We start from the raw sequence: 16671 nt of genomic DNA, 5'->3' as shown, positions 1-16671 counted from the left end.
GTTACTTCTTCAGAATCTTTATCGCTTTCTTTACATCCTTATGGAAGTCCTCCCATTTCTCCGGATAATCCACAAAATATTTCGGGCAGATCTTTCCCGTCACGTCGTAGTGGCGGATCACGTCATCCGGCTTCAGATCAAATTCCACACAGAGGTACGCGCATAAGTTTACAAGCGTCTGATATGTACTGTCATAAAATTTTCCGGTCTCATCCGGGTGGCAGCACTCGATGGAGATCGTGTCACTGTTGCGGTTGTTGGATGCGTAGGCCACCTCATTTAACGGGACGCACTGGACGACCTCACCTTCCAGACCGATCACAAAATGGCTGCTGACAGAGGTGGTCTTCGAACCTGTCTGGTCCTTTAATCCCTCAAAATAATTCCGGTTTTCCAGAGCGGTGCTGCAGGGATTTGCGACATAGTGTACCACGATGCCGTTTACTTTCTCAAGTGGGATCTGCGGCCGTGAGTACTCATTCGGGGTCAGTAAATTCACATTCACATACTCCGGAACCGCCACATCCGCCGGATTTACCTGTTTCCTCCCCGTAAGCTTCTTTGTCACGAGCACAGCCGTGACGATCACGGCGATCACGATCACGGCGGCCAGTCCGCCTACGATCATGCGGCGGGTCCGCTCCTGCTTTCTTCGTCTTCTCCGGTTTTCCTCCCGCCGGATCCTTCGCTCTTCGATCTCATCTCTGTATGGCATTGTTCTTTCCTTTCTTCTATATATAGAATTGTGATGTCTATTCCGCAGGTCTATGCACTTACTGGGCTGACCGTAAGAAAACCTATGCCGGAAGTCAAAAATCCCATCGGCACAGCCGATTTGGAATGGATTTTTGCGCGTAACCGCGAGGACACTGAACAGTTACATTATAAAAGCGTAAAAATATTCTTCTCAAATTCAATCAGCCCGTCTTTTTTCATCCTGGAGAGCTCCGCAGACAATGCGCTCCTGTCCACCGCGAGATAATCCGCGAGCTGCTGGCGGTTAAAGGGGATTCCGAAGGTCTTTTTCTTCTGTTTTTCAGACTCAAAGGATAGGTACGCCATCACCTTTTCCCGGATGGACCTCTGTCCCATGTGGTCGATCTTCCGCGTCAGCATGAGATTTTTCTTTGCCATAATATAAAGAAGGTTGTGGATCAGGCGGTTGTGGTGGGAGCATGCCGGGGTGCAGACGTTTAGGATCTTTCCGATGTCCAGAAACAGGATCCGGCACTTCTCCGCCGCCTCCACATTTACCATCAGAGACTCGCCAGGCATACAGGCATAGGCCTCTCCGAAGAGCTCGCCGCTCCCAGCATGTCCAAGGACCTGCCTGTTTCCCCAGAAATCGTCCCGGGAGATATCGACACTTCCGGAGAGGATGAATCCCATGGAGCGGATCGCAGTTCCTGCAAGAAAGACCGCGTCGCCTTTTTCGTATTTCTTTTCGACTGCGGAGAGACATTTCAAGATGCTCTCCTTTTCTTCCGGGTGGATTCCGGCGAAAAGCGGGGAATCCGGAATTTCTTCTTTGTGGATCATAGTTTTCCTTTCTTTCACCTAACACGGGCGGCCATTTACACTTTCCTGTTTCCTTCATCCATAACGGGCAGTCTTTTGCACTTTCCTGTTTTCATATCTGAATGTACCACATTGCGGATTTTTCGTTGGAAATACAACATACTTTTTGTCATCATTGTAGTATATTGACGATACAAAAGTCAATACATGACACTTACAAAATCTGCCACGATCCGCTTTTTCCGGATGCATGGCAGCAAATACACCGCAATGAAAATCACTGAGACAATATTTACACGCTTTGAAAGGGGAACTTAAATTGAAAAGAACGATCGTAAAAATTGATGAAGAAAAATGCAACGGCTGCGGAGCATGCGCAGCGGCCTGTCAGGAAGGCGCAATCGCGATGATCGACGGAAAGGCGAAGCTGATCCGCGACGATTACTGTGACGGCCTTGGAAACTGTCTTCCGGCCTGTCCGGCGGACGCCATCAGCTTTGAGGAGCGCGAGGCTGCCGCTTATGACCATGAGGCGGTTCTGGCACACATGGCGGCAAGAAAAGCTGCTTCCCTCATGCCGACAGAGGCACCGTCCCCGAAGCCGGAATTTACAGGATGCCCGGGAAGCATGAGCCGCACGATCACACATGCCTCCGCGCCTGCATCTAACAACGCAGCGATTCCGGGACACACTGCACCTGTCTCCATGGAGAGCAGACTATCCCAGTGGCCGGTTCAGATCAAGCTCGTCCCGGTCCGCGCCCCGTACTTTGACGGTGCGAAGCTTCTCGTTGCCGCGGATTGCACCGCTTACGCATACGGAAACTTCCACAACGATTTCATTGACGGACATGTGACACTGATCGGATGTCCGAAGCTGGATTCCGTAGACTATTCCGAGAAGCTCACGGAGATCATCCGCAATAATGATATCCAGAGCGTGACAGTTGTTCGCATGGAGGTTCCGTGCTGCGGAGGAATCGAGGCGGCTGTGAAGAACGCGCTGATGGCAAGCGGGAAGTTTATTCCGTGGCAGGTATATACAATCGGTACCGATGGACGGATCTTGAAATAAGATCTCGTCCCTGCCAGTTCTTCTGGAAAATCCCATCGGCATAGCCGATCTGGAATAGATTTTTCCTTGTAACTACGAAGGTACTGCATCGACATTTTTATATTTAAGAAGGGAACCTATATGTCTCTCTCAACTACTACAAACACCTCTGGCCGCACCCCGGAGCAGGACGCTGTCATCTGCGCCCTCATCGGACTCGCCCGCGCCGCGGAGGCAAAGGAAATCCCGGCTGGAACTGCTCCGGTCCTTTTTGCAGCTCTGGCATCCGTGGCCCCGGGCGGCTCGCTCTCCTCTTCTGCCGCCAATGACCTTGTGGAACAGATCCACAAGCAGAAATCCATTGTCTCCCCAGACTGCGCCGCTTGCCCATCCCCCTGCGGAAGGACTGCGGACTTTCTTCCGAAGGACTTAAACTGCACCGACAACGGCCTCTTCGAGGACCGGAACCGGCTGCTCGCAGAACTCAGCCAGCACGCGAAAGAGGAATGGAAGCGCATTCTCGCGGAGCAGGAAGATCCGGAGATCACACGACTCTTTATGGACTGCGTGTTCATGGCGGGATATGCATATGAAAAGGAGCTGTTTGCGCCGTATTTTGAAAAATTGGCGGCACTGAATGACTGAGAAAAAAAGATTGATACAGGGAGCCTATGTTCGCCCTCTGTATCAATCTTTTGCATTGATTTTTTATGCATTTTTTATACAATCATAGAATCATCAGATAAACCACTCTGCCTCAGCCCGTCTCTGGTAATTCTGCTTTAGCATTTCCACATGAGATAAAAATGCCTCGTCATCAAAATACTTTGCGCCTGCCGGACATGCCTTGATGCAGGCATGGCACTTGATGCAGATTCCGGTGCAGGTATCCGGCGCGTCCTTCGGGATGGATCCCATCGGACAGACTGTCGCACAGCTTCCGCACTTCGTGCATTTTTCCGGGTCTGTCTTCGGTTTCGCCTTTAAGAACACTGCAGGTTTTCCATCCGTTCCAAGCGGTGTATAGTAGGCAGTCACCGGATCATCGCCGCGGACCTCGATCTTTGCCGGGATCTCCGTCATATCAGCAACTTTCTTCGCGACCTTCTCACCAAATTCCGCGATCTTCGCGAGATCATCCGCATCCGGACGTCCTGTCGCAAGCTTATTGCTGAACACATGCTCTGTCGGGATTCCAGCAGCTGCGATCGTATGGAAGCCGTGAAGCTCCAGCTCATTGCGAAGCTCGATCAGACCGTTGTCAAAGTTTCTGTTTCCGAATACCGATACTGGTACTGCAAATGCGCCATTTCCCTCAAAAGCGCTCTGCACATACGGTAGCATCTTATTCGGAATTCTTCCCGCGTAGACCGGTGTGCTGAAAAATACAAGATCCTCACTTTCAAAGCTCGTAACACCTTCCCGGTTCTCCGGAAGTGTAAAATCAAATGTCTCCATCGGCACAGAAAGAACTTCCGCCGCCTTTTTCGCCATCGTTGTGATTACTTTTTTCGTGTTTCCTGTGGGGCTGAAATATACCGCCCATACTTTTGTGATCTTCATAATACCTCACCTTTTCCCTTGATATATGATTCTTTATTAGCAGATAAAATCTGCTTTATGAATTTCTTCCCATCAGTATAGCATATTGCAATGCAAAAAGAAACCTCCTTCCCACAAAAACAGAAGCCCCTGGAATTTTACTTCCGGGGACTTTTCCATTTTCTGTTTCGTGAAATTTACAGTTCCGGTGCCTCATCGAGTACGAACTCTACGCTGGCATCTTTCTTGATTTCTACGGTGTCTTCAGCTTCCTCGATTTCGGTGGAATCTTCTGCTTCTGTGTCCTCAATGAGTTTATCAATTTTTAATATTTTTTAATACCCAACTACATTGCCATCCCCACTCCTACATGCTAATATAATCCCAAGCAAGGTTTCTAACGAATTCTATGATCTATTTTCTATTCTGGCCATTACGGCATCTGAAGACTCTTTGCTGAAATCACCCAAACAACTGGCAGGGAGTCGGGGATGTCTCGTATCAATTCCTCTCCTGCCCAATTTTCCAGGAAAGGAAGGTAACTGAATGGAAAATCAAGTGATCCATGCTCTCATCTCCACTGAAGAGTATAGGGAATCGCCCGATTTTATGAATGTCAATCTCAGCGATTTCGCCCTGTTTCTCGCGGTAATGAAGCACAAGGAGGCGCAGGAATGCGTACTCAGTATTATCCTGGATGAACCAGATCTCAGGCTTACACAGGTAAGGGTTGAGGACGTTATTCTCAACAAAAACGGAAGACGCGGAATCCGGCTCGACGCCTGGGCATTGGCGGAAGATTCCAGGCAATTTGCTACAGAGATGCAGAATGATGCGTCTGAGGACGATCTCAGGAAGCGCTCCCGGTATTATCAGGGACTTCTTGATACACCGGCGCTAAAGGCAGGAAAACACACAAAATACCGCCACTTGCCATCAACGATCGTGATATTCATCACCCAAACTGATCTCTTCGGAATGGATCGCGCAATGTACACATTCACAGAGCGCTGTCACCAGATTCCGGGGATGGAACTGGGGGATGAGACAATGAAGATATTTTTGAATATGAGCAGTAAGAACGAACGGGATGAACTCGTGAGTCTTCTTCAATATATGAAAAACTCTACGCTCTCCAATCCCGAGATTATTATCCTTGATGACAGGATCCGCAGGCTGGACGCAATTGTTACTGAAGTAAAGCAGAGTGAAGAATGGGAGGATGCACATATGAGTATTTTATCTACTGGTATTGACATCGGACGTAAGGTAGGCCATGAAGAGGGCCTTGAAGAAGGGCGCAAAGAAGGGCGCCTTGAGGGAATCCATGCGATCATAAATGTTCTAAAAGAACACAATCTTACCGATTCCGAAATCATTCAGCAGCTATGTAAATCTTTTCGCTTAGATACAGGCACTGCAGAAAAAATGTTTCATGATTTCTCACATCATGATTAATCTCTGATATTTCAGTTTAATCTTATGTCAAATATGGACTGAATAAACGCCCGGCTCCATACACTGATTGCATAAAGCCGGGCGTTTGATATTGTCTTAATTTTATATGTTTTTGAAATATTCTCTACGGTTTACAACTTTTACAAGCTTCATATCCCTCATCAATCAGCTTCTCCCGCTCCCCCGTATACTTTTTTCGGTTCTCAGACTTGATATTCTTCACAGAATCGCAGTCCGTGCGGTGGAATTTCATGGTCTTCGTGTTGAGGATATAGGTTCCGCTCTCTTTTCCAGAGGTTCCTGCATCGTTTTTTCCGGTACCTCCAGATGCCCCTGATGAATTGTTTCCAGTAGACGATGTACCTGACGTTTTTCCGGTACCTGACGCACTTCCACTTTGACTGCCTCCTGTACTTCCGCTCTTCGCCAGTTCACTCTTTCCCGTCGCGTAGTCGATCGTGACTCCCGGCTGAACATTGTAGACGTAAACACAGAACAGGACTCCGTCGCCTTCGTCCTCCACCGATTCCGCTTCCATCAGAACGCCGGATGCTACGAGATTGTCTCCCTCAAAAACCGGTGTCACGCGGTACATCACATGGTTTCCGGTTTCTTTTACATAGTCGGCTGTCAGGTTCTCAAACGGCAGCATTCCCTGAACATTAAGGTATCTCGTACCCGTGATCAGATTCTTTTCGTTCGCGTTCTCCGCAGTCAGCTGGTATCCGATCAGATGGCATCGGTTATACAGATATTTTCCATCCACAAAATCATATTTCGCATTGATCCACCCTGTTGGCTTTACCTCTCCGATGGAACCCCGCTTTTCCGTCGGCATCGTATCGGTACTGACGGAGGCATAAGCCACACCGCAGCGGCCTAATGAATCCAGATCACTGTAGCTTTCAAAGGAGACATCCGTCAGGTCGTCCTCCGTAAAATACGGAACATTTCCATTGACCGCCACATATGGGGAGTCCGTATACTCCGGAATATCGGAGAGACGGAATTCCCCGGTTGCCGACGGGTTTCCTGCCATCCCCATTGACGTTTTATTTCCCTGTCCGCTGCTGTTCCCGGCACCAGAGTTCTCTGCCGCCTCAGCAAGGCTTCCAAGGATATTTCCCGCCGCATGGGCAACATCTGCCGCCACACTGGCATTAGCGGCCGCATCGCCCTCACAGGCCGTTACCGTCAAAGAGACCGCCGCGATCACGCAAAGCAGCCATTTTCTTAAATTCTTCATATTCTGTCATTCCCCTCTGTTGCCATATTTTCTATCGCAGTCCGCCGTTCCGCCAAGTGCTCTGTACATGCTCCCCCCGTCCCAATCTCCAATATCCCGCTATATTTTCTGAAATATCGGAATTGGAACTGTCTCCAGCGCCATTCTGCCTATCATACATTCATATTTTAACAGGTATACCGCTCTCTGGTAATTTTCTCATGGGAAGATCCCGCAAATTCTTTCGTCTCCACGCACTTCCACACGCTGAGATCCACCGGAAAATACACATCCGCGGGATAATCCCTGTTCCAACGGTAGAGATAGATCTCCTCGATCCGCTCCACACAGCCGGAGACATCCGCATTCTCCACAAAGCAGAACTCCCCGTCCCCCGCAGCATCGAGAAACGTCTCATCCACCCGTATTTTCTCCGCATCACTCTCCGCAAACTGTTTTCTGCTGTAGGCATTCATCCAAAGTTTTTTTCCATCCGTAAGTTCCAGAATATCTGCCCGCAGGATACGATCCTGGCTCTGGCGGCGGTGATTGAACATCATTCCATTATGGTCATCTACGCATACGATCAGTATCATTTGATCCCCTCTTTCCGTTTCTTTTCTATATGGGTATTATACACTATGTTTCCGTTTATGTAAACATATGTTCGGTATCTCTTTCCTGAAAATCTTACCGTTCAGCTCTAGTTAGTTAAAAGTCAAATCTGCAGTAACTGTTCAGTAGGTCTGCGCACTTGTTGCGCTGACCGTAAGAAAACATAGGCTGGAGGGCAAAAATCCCATCAGCGAAGCTGATCTGGAATGGATTTTTGCGTGTAACTATGAAGGTACTGAATAGTTACAATCTGCGTTAAAAATCCCTGAAAGCCCTTCGCTGGTCTGGATAATGTTGTGGCTGTGCGGTAACTTTTTTTCATTTTTCCCATGGAAAATCTTGACATCTGTCCCCTGCGGTGCGATAATAATGAGGTCAAAAAAATATCGTTATGGGCTTGTAGCGCAGTTGGGAGCGCACCACATTCGCATTGTGGGGGTCGTCGGTTCGAATCCGATCAGGTCCACTGAAAAAACACCATTTCCATTGAGAGATGGTGTTTTTTATATGGAAAGAGTCCCCCCCCGTAGTTTTCAACATCCTCGCATTCACCTGCGTTAATCTACATCTTCGCGCAAATGCACATTTTCGTCATGTAATTTTTTTTGATTACCAGGAAGTTCCGGTATAACCTCCCATTAATTCCAAAAACCGCCGCCAGGTATTTTCCCCAGCAGCGGCATTCCATTCATTCTGTCTTGAACTTACGAGCCCGGATCACTGTCCAAAATAACTGTTCACACCGACAACAAGCCCATCCGCCAGTTTTCCTAACGTCGCATCATCATGAGCAGATTTCCCATCCCCCAGTTCGATATCAATACTCGGAACCGTAGAATACGACGTCTGGGTCAGATCCATCTCCATGGATCCCGACGAGAAGATCTTCACACCGTTCTGCTTCAATCCGCCAACCAGCGCGCTTCCAAGCTTATTGTGGGACTCCCAGTGGGACGCCACCGGCTCCATGGCACGATAGGCGGCATTATTCGGCACACTCATGTAAAACGCTCCCTTGTCCGTCTTCGTGGAATCCCAGTGCAGGGCGATATGGCAGTCTGCCTTGTTGTTCGCCATGACGGTTCTCGCCACATTGTCGAGCTGCACATCACTTCCATCACGGATCATCAGCACATCATATCCCACCGCCAGAAGCTTATCCCGGAAGATCTGCGCCATACGGAGCGTCACGGTACTCTCCGCCGTTCCATCCGCGAACGTCATTCCGCCGGATACCGCAACGGCCTTCGTCGCTCCGGCTCCTGTAGTTCCGCCTGTCACCTTTGCCGTTTTGTCGGGATGGCAGAAGGTCTTTACCTTCGATCCGCCGGATGTACCATGTCCAGCATTTACGGCAACCACCTTGTTTTTGCGGTTTGCAGTCCCATTGTGATAGAATACCGCACATCCGCTGTTGATTGCGGACATCCCCGCATATTTCCAGTTGGGATCCATTCCGACCTGATAAGCCTTATCCACATACGCCTTTAAGGAGTCCGGGACTGTCACAGTTCCATCGGCAGCAACTGTGGATGTTCCGCCCGCAGTTGCCGCCCCCGTTTTCGCAGTGCTGCTCTGCGGCTTGCTGGTGGTCAGATAGCGGCTTGCCACATAGACGGTCGTCTTCGCCCCGCCGATCTGCACCTCGCTCCACTCCCCATTGTTTTTCACTCTGGAAAGTTCTGTCCCGCGGGGCAGTGTTCCGAGAACCGCCCCTGATGCTGTGGAGGGCTGATTCCTGTAATTTAATTTCGACGCGTTCACATAAACCGTATCCGCAAACGCCGTCATCGGTACCGCTGCGGCGAACAGGATGCCAAGTCCTGCGCAGAGACCTGCCGCATGTCTATTAATACCCTTCTTTTTCTCCATATTCTTTCCTTCCCATGCATTCCAGAACTGATCCACCCGGAAAAATTTTAATATGTTCCAGCTTCCCAGTCTGAGGAATTCATTTCTTCCAAATTTACTTTTCTTATCGAGACAGCCCGGCATCTCTACCGGGCTGTCCGAAATCTTCCAATTTTCAATTAATCACCAAGTACATTCACGATCTTCGCCGGAGTACGATAGTTCCAGGTAGAGATCTTGATACCGGACCTCGCGTTGGACGCATGGCACACCTGACCATTACCGATGTAAAGTGCCACGTGGTTGATTCCGCCGCTGCCGGAGTAGAATACAAGGTCACCCGGACGCATCTGGCTCGAGGTGATCGACTTTCCGCATCCAGACTGCGCGCCGGAGTTATGCGGCAGGGATACACCGAATTTCGCCATGACAGACATCGTAAATCCGGAGCAGTCCGTTCCGTTTGTCAGGCTCGTTCCACCATAGACATATCTGTTTCCGACGAACTGTACTGCATAGTTTGCGATCTGGGCACGTTTGGAGGAAACACTTCCGGACTTCGATCCGGCAGCCCCGTCGTTTGCGCTGTTCTTCTTACCGGAATTATTCTTTGAACTGTTCTTTGAACTGTTCTTAGAATCATTCTTCGAAGAGGTATCTGCAACCTCAACCACCGGCGTATACTTGATCGCCTCTTCCAGACCGTACTTAACGTCAACATAATCGCTGGACAGATATGCGTCCTGATCATCGATCTCGATCTTTACCCAGCCATCCTGCTGATCCGCTACAAGGAATCGCTCGCTGTTGGAGATCTGTGTGTAGATCGAAGAATTCGTGTTCGGCTCTGTGCGGACATTGACGCCGTCCGTGTTGGAGATCGCCATCAGCTTTGCAACCTGAAGCGCTTTGTCCTTCGCCTGCTGTCCTGTCAGGATATACTCAGATTTTACATAACCGGTAATGTTTCCGGAACGGATCTTGTACCAGCCCGACGTGGAGGTGTCCAGGATATCACAGCCTGCGTTGCTCGGCAGCTTCGCGATGATCTTGCCCTTCTTCTCATCCGGATTGTCGCGGACATTCAGGTAATTGGACACATTGGATACACCGAGATTATCATAAAGGCTTAAGACCGTCTGTCTCATATCCTGCTTGATCGCCTCATCCAGAGCGTATTTTACGGTGACATAATCCGCAGAAATATATCCGGAAGAAATCTGGATCCAGCCGTCCTGCTGCCCCCTGATGTCATATCTTTCGTTTTTAAATACCTGCTCCACAACATTCGCATCCGCCTTCGGCTCTGACCGGACATTTAACTTATCCGCATCGATCACGGCACGCTCAGCCACATTTTCCGCAGCCAGTTTTTTCGCCTCATCCCCGGTATAGACATACTGGGAGCTTACATAACCGGTCACACCGCCGGATGAGATCTTATACCAGCCATCTGTGGAGGTATCCAGAATCTCGCAGGCACCGCCCTTCGGCAGCTTTCCTATGACCTCACCGAAGCTCTCCGGGGTCTTTCTGACGTTCAGATAGCCTGAGACCTCCGCAATCCCAAGATTTGCATAGCTGTCCACAATACTCTGGACCGTCTTTTCATATTCCTTAGACGCAATCTCCTCGGCAGAAAGCGTGGTCTCCAGAACAATATTTCTCTCCCCGGTGCTCTCAGATGCAGCCTCTGTTGTCTCTAAGGAAGCCGCTGCGGTCTCAACCTTCATCCCTCTGGAAAAAGTGTCCCTGTGATTTCCGATCACAGTTCCTGCAACCGCAACCACCGCGACCACTGCAACAGCCGCTCCTCCTGCCGCGAGGATCTTCATATACGGCATCGCCGCCTTTTTCTTTTTGATCTCACGCAGTCTTAAGATATTTTCACGCTGACTTGCCTGATGCTCTTTTTTCGGGCGCACGGGCTGCAGTTTTTCCCTTCGGTTTCCGGAACGTCTTCCCGCAGAACGGGATCTCTGTCCCTCTGTCTCCGATTCAGCGCTGTCGGCTTCTGCAGCCTTTGACTCCGGTTCTGTGCTGTCGGCTTCTGCGGCCTCTGCCTCCGGCTCTGTGTTGTCGGCTTCTGCGGCCTTTGACTCCGGCTCCGTGCTGTCAGCCTCTGCGGCCTTTGCCTCCGGCTCTGTGATGGCGGCCTCTGCGGCTTCGACCTCCGGTTCTGTGCTGTCGGCTTCTGCGGCCTTTGCCTCCGGCTCTGTGATGGCGGCCTCTGCGGCTTCGACCTCCAGTTCTTTTCCGGATTTCTCCGCCGGGATCTCCGGGATCACCGGCTCCATCTGATCCGGAACGTCTTTCTTAGTTTCTTCTATCATTTCTCTGTCTGACATGTATGTTCTCCATCACCCCGTCCCATAGACGGTTATCGCATATTGTTACAATTTTTGCTCTACCCGTAATTGTAACAATCCCGGCAGAACCTGTCAAATTTTTTCCGCCGGGATTTATGATAAATTTCTGTCAAATTTCTTAAAAAAATTACATCTGCTGCCGGAATCCGGCTGAGACCCGGATCTTTTCCCGAAGCTTACGCCTCTTCACTCTTCTTTCCAAGCGTCTGGAAGTGTTCCATGCTGCCGTAAAGCTCCTTGATCCGAGCAAACTCCTCCTTGTCCAGAAAACTCAGCTTTCCTCTTCCGAATGCCTTCGCCGACTCGATCATAAACCGGGCTGCCTCATCCAGATCTTCCATATGGGTAGCTCCCGTTGCACATCCGGCAACGGTCGTCTCTGTCGTGATCGCAACGCCTACCACCGGGGCTTTTGTCGCCGTCGCAGGCTGCAGGATGCTGTTTAAATGGAAGATTCCATTTCCATAAGGCGTGATATCCTGCTGTGTCAGAGCAAATACATAAGGAAGTTTTCCTGTTGTCATCTGCATCACATCGAGAAGATCCTCGCTGACTCTCAAAATATACCCCTGACATACCGTCGGTGAGATTGCGAATCCACGGTGGTTGATGATCCTGTTTCCCTTTGTGGTATCCACAACCAGAACTGCGTCCAGATCGTCCGTCACTTCCTCCTTATTCACCTGCCAGGTCTCCACCGGGGAGTTCATAAACGGCACCGGTTCATGGGGAGCTGTCGGAGCGTCCGGGCAGACATGGGTAGATACGAATACGTCGCCCTCAAGGAAATCACCCTTTGCCTGCATTCTGAGAAGCTTTGCGGCAACCGCTAACGCTGTCAATGCGCCGTCACCGTCGGAGACAAACCCGATCTGTTCCGGTCTTGCCCCCAGACCGCCGAGACGTCCGAGAATGCCGATCGTTCCAGCGTTTCCGCCCTTTGATTTTCCGTTTTTTCCCGGAATCAGGATTCTCACCATGTCTGTATGGCCTTTTGGTCCTTCAAGCGGATACGTTTCCACCTGACACATGGGATCGATGGATCTAAAATACTCCACCACCTCGCTGCCGGACGCTGATGCGCTGTCTAACATGTCAAATAATTCGATCAATTCTTTGTACAACATAGGACATCTCCTTTTCCCGGTCTCTTATAAGACCGCTTGTTATTTTGAGGGATATTGCAACTGTTCAGTACCCTCACAGTTACGCGCAAAAATCCATTCCAAATCGGCTGCGCCGATAGGATTTTTGCCTTCCAGCCTAATTTTTCTTACGGTCAGCGCAGTAAATGCGCAGACCTACTGAACAGTTACGGAATATATTACTATTTGAAATATCCCTGCTCCTCATAATACCGTTTTGCCCCGTCATGAAGCGGAATCGGGATCTTAGAAGCCCGGAACTCCCTGTCATCCATCGCCCGCATAAACGGTTCTCCGGCTGTATACACCGGTCCGTTGACCTCCAATGCCCAGGCGATCTCATGAACAAGGTCTTCATCCATATCCGCAGACACGCAGACAAGGACTTTTTCGCAGAAGGTCCCGACCTCATCGTCCTGATTTTCATAAGTTCCTGCCGGAACTTTGATCTTACTGTACTCCGGATGGCCGTCTAAGATCTCATCCAGTTCTTCGTCCGTGTAGGATAAGAACCGGATCCCATCCTCCGCCGCCAGCTCCTGGTAAGCCGGGACAGGGGACTCCGTGAACGCATGGATCCCGTCAGCCCACTGGTCCCGGCCCCCGTCGGCTCCACCCTGGATCCCATAATACCAGATCTCCGTGTTCTCCTTGTCGATTCCAAGGACATCGAACACTTCTCCGGATACCTTTGCCGTCTCAGAACCTTCATTTCCCACGGCAAGCGGATGCCCCTTCAGTTCCTGTACCTTCGAAAGTCCCAGTTTCTTCGGGGATATCCACGTGGAGACGATCGGATAACATGCCGCTACTGCACGAAGTTTTTCCTTTTTTTCTCCCTCACAGGCACCGGTTCCCGTATACGCCTCGTAAGCTGCCCCAGCCGGAACGATCACGAGATCATATGTCCCGTCAAACAGATGCTCTATATTCATATAGGCGCCTTTTGACGGCCAGGTCTCCACATAGACTCCGGGAACTGTGTTGCTGATGGTCGCCGCCGCGGCTTTTCCAGCCCGGTCAGTCACGCTGTCCTCAGTGAAGGTCCCCATAATGAGTTTTCTCGTCTCCCCCATACCGGGATCCGGCTTTGAGCATGCAGTCAATACACCGGAAGCGGCAGCTATAAGAATCAGGCTCCGTGCGTGTCTCCGATTCATGCGATATATCCGTCCACGCATACCGCTCCGTACGGGCGGATGCTCATACGGTATGCGCTTCCCTCTCCCATTGCCTTTTCAATATAAGCGATGTACTCGTCTGTCACGGAATTCGGCAGCATCGCCATAATAACGCCCGCAAATCCGCCGCCGTGAACACGGCATGCGCCGCAGCCTTTTTCCTTAATAAATAACTCTGTGAGTGCTAACGCGGAAGTGATCCCCTGCTCCTCAGATCCCGGAACATAGCAGTTCTGGAGCCATTTCCAGGAAGAATTTCCGGATTCAGTGATCAGGCTTAAGAATTCGTCAAAACGGTTCTCCTTTAATGCCTGAACCTGTTTTTCAACACGCTTGTTCTCCTCAAAGAAGTGAAGGGCACGTAAGAACGCGCGGTCACCCGCCTCTTTTCTCACTTTCGCCGCATTTTCGATCACTTCCTGTTCCGTGATATCCGCGCAGACTTCCTTTCCAAACACGGCTGCCACCCTCTTCATCTCATTCGGGATGGAGGAATACTCAGCGCTTAAGTCCGCATGACCTTTTCCGGTCTGGACAATGATCAGACTGTGATCCTGAGCACCGAAATCATAGTTGAGTTTCTCAACAACCGGTTCTAAAGGATTCTTGAAGTCGATGGTGATCATGCCGCCCACCGCGCATGCCATCTGGTCGAGAAGACCTGAACCTTTATTCCAGTATTTGTTCTCCGCGTATTTGCCGACATGGGCATATGTAACGACGTCCACTTTTCCGTCATTGAAGAACTCGTTGATCATGGAACAGATCAGCATTTCGTAGGAAGCGGAGGAGCTGACTCCGGCGGCGCTGATCACGTTGCTTGTAATGTAAGCGTCGAAACCGCCGATCTTGTATCCCATCTCTTGGAATCCAGCTAACATTCCCTTTGTAAGATCAATGGTTCCGGCCATCTTGTCGCTCGGCTTTAAATTTTTGATATTGATCGTGAATTTCTGGCTGTATGTCTCACTGATAATGTGGATCTCATCGGTTCCGTTTGCCGCCGCGCAGGCAACACAGTCAAGATTGATGCTTCCAGCCAGAACTTTTCCATTATTGTGGTCTGTGTGGTTTCCGCTGATCTCGGTACGTCCTGCGGAAGTGAAAAGACTCACCTGATCCCCCCCGAATGACTTTTCAAATCCCTCAAGAACATGCTCATAGCGCTTTTCATTCTCAGCGGCACCGTCCCCATACATTTCTGTAAAAAATCCGGTCGCTTTCGCGCTCTGTAATGCTTTCTTTGCAGCTTCTCTATCCATAACCCCAGTTCTCCTTTTCGATCCGCTTTGGCGGATATTTTAATTTTCTTCACAGCCGGCATCTTATGTAGAAGCTTTGCTGTGTTTTCCGGGTTACTGTACCCACAGTTACTGTACACGGGTAGGAATTTTCTGAACTGAAAATTCCGTACAATACAGTGGTGGTAGTGGATTTTGCCGATTCGGAATGCGAAGCATCGGCAAAATCAGTTACTGTTTGCGCAAGGCGTGAACAGTAACTACGCGCAATGCAGGCGCAGTAACTTTTCCGGAAATCAGGTTGAAAAGAAACCTCTTATTATTATATAATACCTCGTATATGTGTTGCAAGGAAAACTTATTTTTTGAAAGGATCTGTTTTATGCGTCAGACAGACTGGAATGGCAAACCGTACCACTCTCTCGACTATGAATTAAAAAAGATATTTGGGAAAAAAGTCTATAAACTCGCTCTGGACGGCGGCATGACATGTCCAAACCGGGATGGCACACTGGGAAGAGGCGGCTGTATCTTTTGCAGTGCCGGCGGATCTGGTGATTTTGCAGAAAAGCAGGCCGGATCCCTTAGAGAGCAGGCTGACCTTGCGAAGGCCCGCGTCAGCCGGAAGATCTCAGGAGATGACGCTGCCTATATCGCGTATTTCCAGTCATACACAAACACTTATGCCCCACTCTCCTATCTGAAACAACTCTTTTCTGAGGCAATCTCTCTCCCGGAGATCTGCGCACTCTCCATCGGTACACGGCCTGACTGCCTCCCGGATGAAACCGTAGAGCTTCTTTCCCGGTTAAATAAAGAAAAACCAGTCTGGATAGAACTCGGTCTGCAGACGATCCATGAGGATACGGCAAAACTCATCCGCCGGGGATATGCGCTCCCCGTTTTTGAGGATGCCTACCGCAGGTTAAAGGCTGCCGGACTCACGGTGATCGTCCATGTGATCCTCGGACTTCCCGGAGAGTCGAGGGAACAGATGCTGGAAACCGTGAATTACCTTGGGAAGCTCCATGTGGATGGGATCAAGCTGCAGCTCCTTCATGTGTTAAAAGGGACAGATCTTGCCGATCTTTATGCATCCGGCGGGTTTCACACACTGGAACTGCCGGAATATCTGGAACTGATCGGTGACTGCTTAAAAATCCTCCCACAGGAAACTGTGATCCATCGGATCAGCGGCGACGGGCCAAAGTCGATCCTGATCGCACCGGAATGGAGCGGGAATAAAAGACTGGTTTTGAATTCCATTGCAAAATATTTAAAGGAACATCATATTTTTCAGGGGATGGACCTGTAACTGCTTTCTCATTTCGATAAAATGAATGTGCCTTGTCACATTCCTGCGCCTCGTGCGGTCGCTTGCGACAGTCTACATCTTCGCGCGAGTGCGCATCTTTGGCACGTCAGTGCCTTTTTATGTAACAGGGAATTTCTCAGAATTTCCTGCTACATAA

14 protein-coding genes and 1 tRNA gene are annotated in these 16671 nt (G+C 49.9%); 5 read left to right on the top strand and 10 right to left on the bottom strand.

Going from position 1 to position 16671, the window contains the following annotated elements; all coding sequences use genetic code 11:
• Position 1: 1 nt before the first annotated feature.
• Positions 2-715 (bottom strand): peptidoglycan recognition family protein, encoded by a 714-nt coding sequence (locus DWY93_RS11300; protein ID WP_117470647.1) that lies wholly within the window; start codon positions 713-715, stop codon positions 2-4.
• Between the two features lie 167 nt (positions 716-882).
• Positions 883-1539: a Crp/Fnr family transcriptional regulator gene (locus tag DWY93_RS11295; RefSeq protein WP_117470646.1), complete on the bottom strand. Its 657-nt coding sequence runs from the start codon at positions 1537-1539 to the stop codon at positions 883-885.
• A gap of 298 nt (positions 1540-1837) precedes the next feature.
• Between DWY93_RS11295 and DWY93_RS11290 the strand changes: the two genes are divergently transcribed.
• Together DWY93_RS11290 and DWY93_RS11285 are read left to right on the top strand one after the other, a co-directional pair.
• Positions 1838-2593, top strand: coding sequence for a 4Fe-4S binding protein (locus DWY93_RS11290; protein WP_117470645.1), 756 nt, complete (start codon positions 1838-1840; stop codon positions 2591-2593).
• 120 nt (positions 2594-2713) lie between these two features.
• Positions 2714-3217: a hypothetical protein gene (locus DWY93_RS11285; protein WP_117470644.1), complete on the top strand. Its 504-nt coding sequence runs from the start codon at positions 2714-2716 to the stop codon at positions 3215-3217.
• Between the two features lie 93 nt (positions 3218-3310).
• On the opposite strand, the gene DWY93_RS11280 is transcribed toward DWY93_RS11285, so the two are convergent.
• Positions 3311-4135 (bottom strand): EFR1 family ferrodoxin, encoded by an 825-nt coding sequence (locus DWY93_RS11280; protein WP_117470643.1) that lies wholly within the window; start codon positions 4133-4135, stop codon positions 3311-3313.
• A 525-nt stretch (positions 4136-4660) separates the two neighbouring features.
• Here DWY93_RS11280 and DWY93_RS11275 point away from each other — a divergent pair.
• Positions 4661-5572, top strand: coding sequence for an Rpn family recombination-promoting nuclease/putative transposase (locus tag DWY93_RS11275; RefSeq protein ID WP_117470642.1), 912 nt, complete (start codon positions 4661-4663; stop codon positions 5570-5572).
• A 124-nt stretch (positions 5573-5696) separates the two neighbouring features.
• Here DWY93_RS11275 and DWY93_RS11270 read toward each other — a convergent pair whose 3' ends face one another.
• Positions 5697-6818: a DNA/RNA non-specific endonuclease gene (locus DWY93_RS11270; RefSeq protein ID WP_117472299.1), complete on the bottom strand. Its 1122-nt coding sequence runs from the start codon at positions 6816-6818 to the stop codon at positions 5697-5699.
• Between the two features lie 167 nt (positions 6819-6985).
• Positions 6986-7393 carry a ribonuclease Z gene (locus DWY93_RS11265; RefSeq protein ID WP_117472297.1) on the bottom strand — a complete coding sequence of 136 codons (408 nt, stop codon included), beginning with the start codon at positions 7391-7393 and terminating at the stop codon, positions 6986-6988.
• Between the two features lie 412 nt (positions 7394-7805).
• Between DWY93_RS11265 and DWY93_RS11260 the strand changes: the two genes are divergently transcribed.
• A tRNA-Ala gene (locus DWY93_RS11260) sits at positions 7806-7878 on the top strand.
• A gap of 251 nt (positions 7879-8129) precedes the next feature.
• On the opposite strand, the gene DWY93_RS11255 is transcribed toward DWY93_RS11260, so the two are convergent.
• The 5 genes from DWY93_RS11255 to DWY93_RS11235 all read right to left on the bottom strand — a co-directional run bounded on the left by DWY93_RS11255 (position 8130) and on the right by DWY93_RS11235 (position 15220).
• A complete protein-coding gene (locus DWY93_RS11255) occupies positions 8130-9284 on the bottom strand; it encodes an N-acetylmuramoyl-L-alanine amidase (RefSeq protein WP_347466060.1) in 1155 nt (384 codons plus the stop codon).
• Between the two features lie 158 nt (positions 9285-9442).
• The gene (locus DWY93_RS11250) at positions 9443-11611 is read right to left on the bottom strand and encodes an SH3 domain-containing protein (RefSeq protein WP_242990599.1); all 2169 of its coding nucleotides are present in this window, start codon (positions 11609-11611) and stop codon (positions 9443-9445) included.
• A gap of 197 nt (positions 11612-11808) precedes the next feature.
• Entirely contained in the window at positions 11809-12759 is a 951-nt protein-coding gene (locus DWY93_RS11245) for a DUF1177 domain-containing protein (protein ID WP_117472293.1), read from the bottom strand.
• 200 nt (positions 12760-12959) lie between these two features.
• Positions 12960-13937: a TAXI family TRAP transporter solute-binding subunit gene (locus tag DWY93_RS11240; protein ID WP_181968538.1), complete on the bottom strand. Its 978-nt coding sequence runs from the start codon at positions 13935-13937 to the stop codon at positions 12960-12962.
• Positions 13934-15220: a galactokinase family protein gene (locus DWY93_RS11235; protein ID WP_117472289.1), complete on the bottom strand. Its 1287-nt coding sequence runs from the start codon at positions 15218-15220 to the stop codon at positions 13934-13936. Before DWY93_RS11235 ends, DWY93_RS11240 begins: the two co-directional genes overlap by 4 nt.
• A 361-nt stretch (positions 15221-15581) precedes the next feature.
• On the opposite strand from DWY93_RS11235, the gene DWY93_RS11230 reads away from it, so the two are divergent.
• Positions 15582-16514, top strand: a complete 933-nt coding sequence (locus DWY93_RS11230; RefSeq protein ID WP_117472287.1) for a TIGR01212 family radical SAM protein — start codon at positions 15582-15584, stop codon at positions 16512-16514.
• Positions 16515-16671: the final 157 nt, after the last annotated feature.

This window comes from Clostridium sp. AF28-12 (assembly GCF_003435225.1).
GTDB classification, from domain to species: Bacteria; Bacillota; Clostridia; order Lachnospirales; family Lachnospiraceae; genus Pilosibacter; species Pilosibacter fragilis.
The sequence above is the reverse complement of the archived record's forward strand: the minus strand, read 5'-3'. Positions and strand labels throughout refer to the sequence as shown.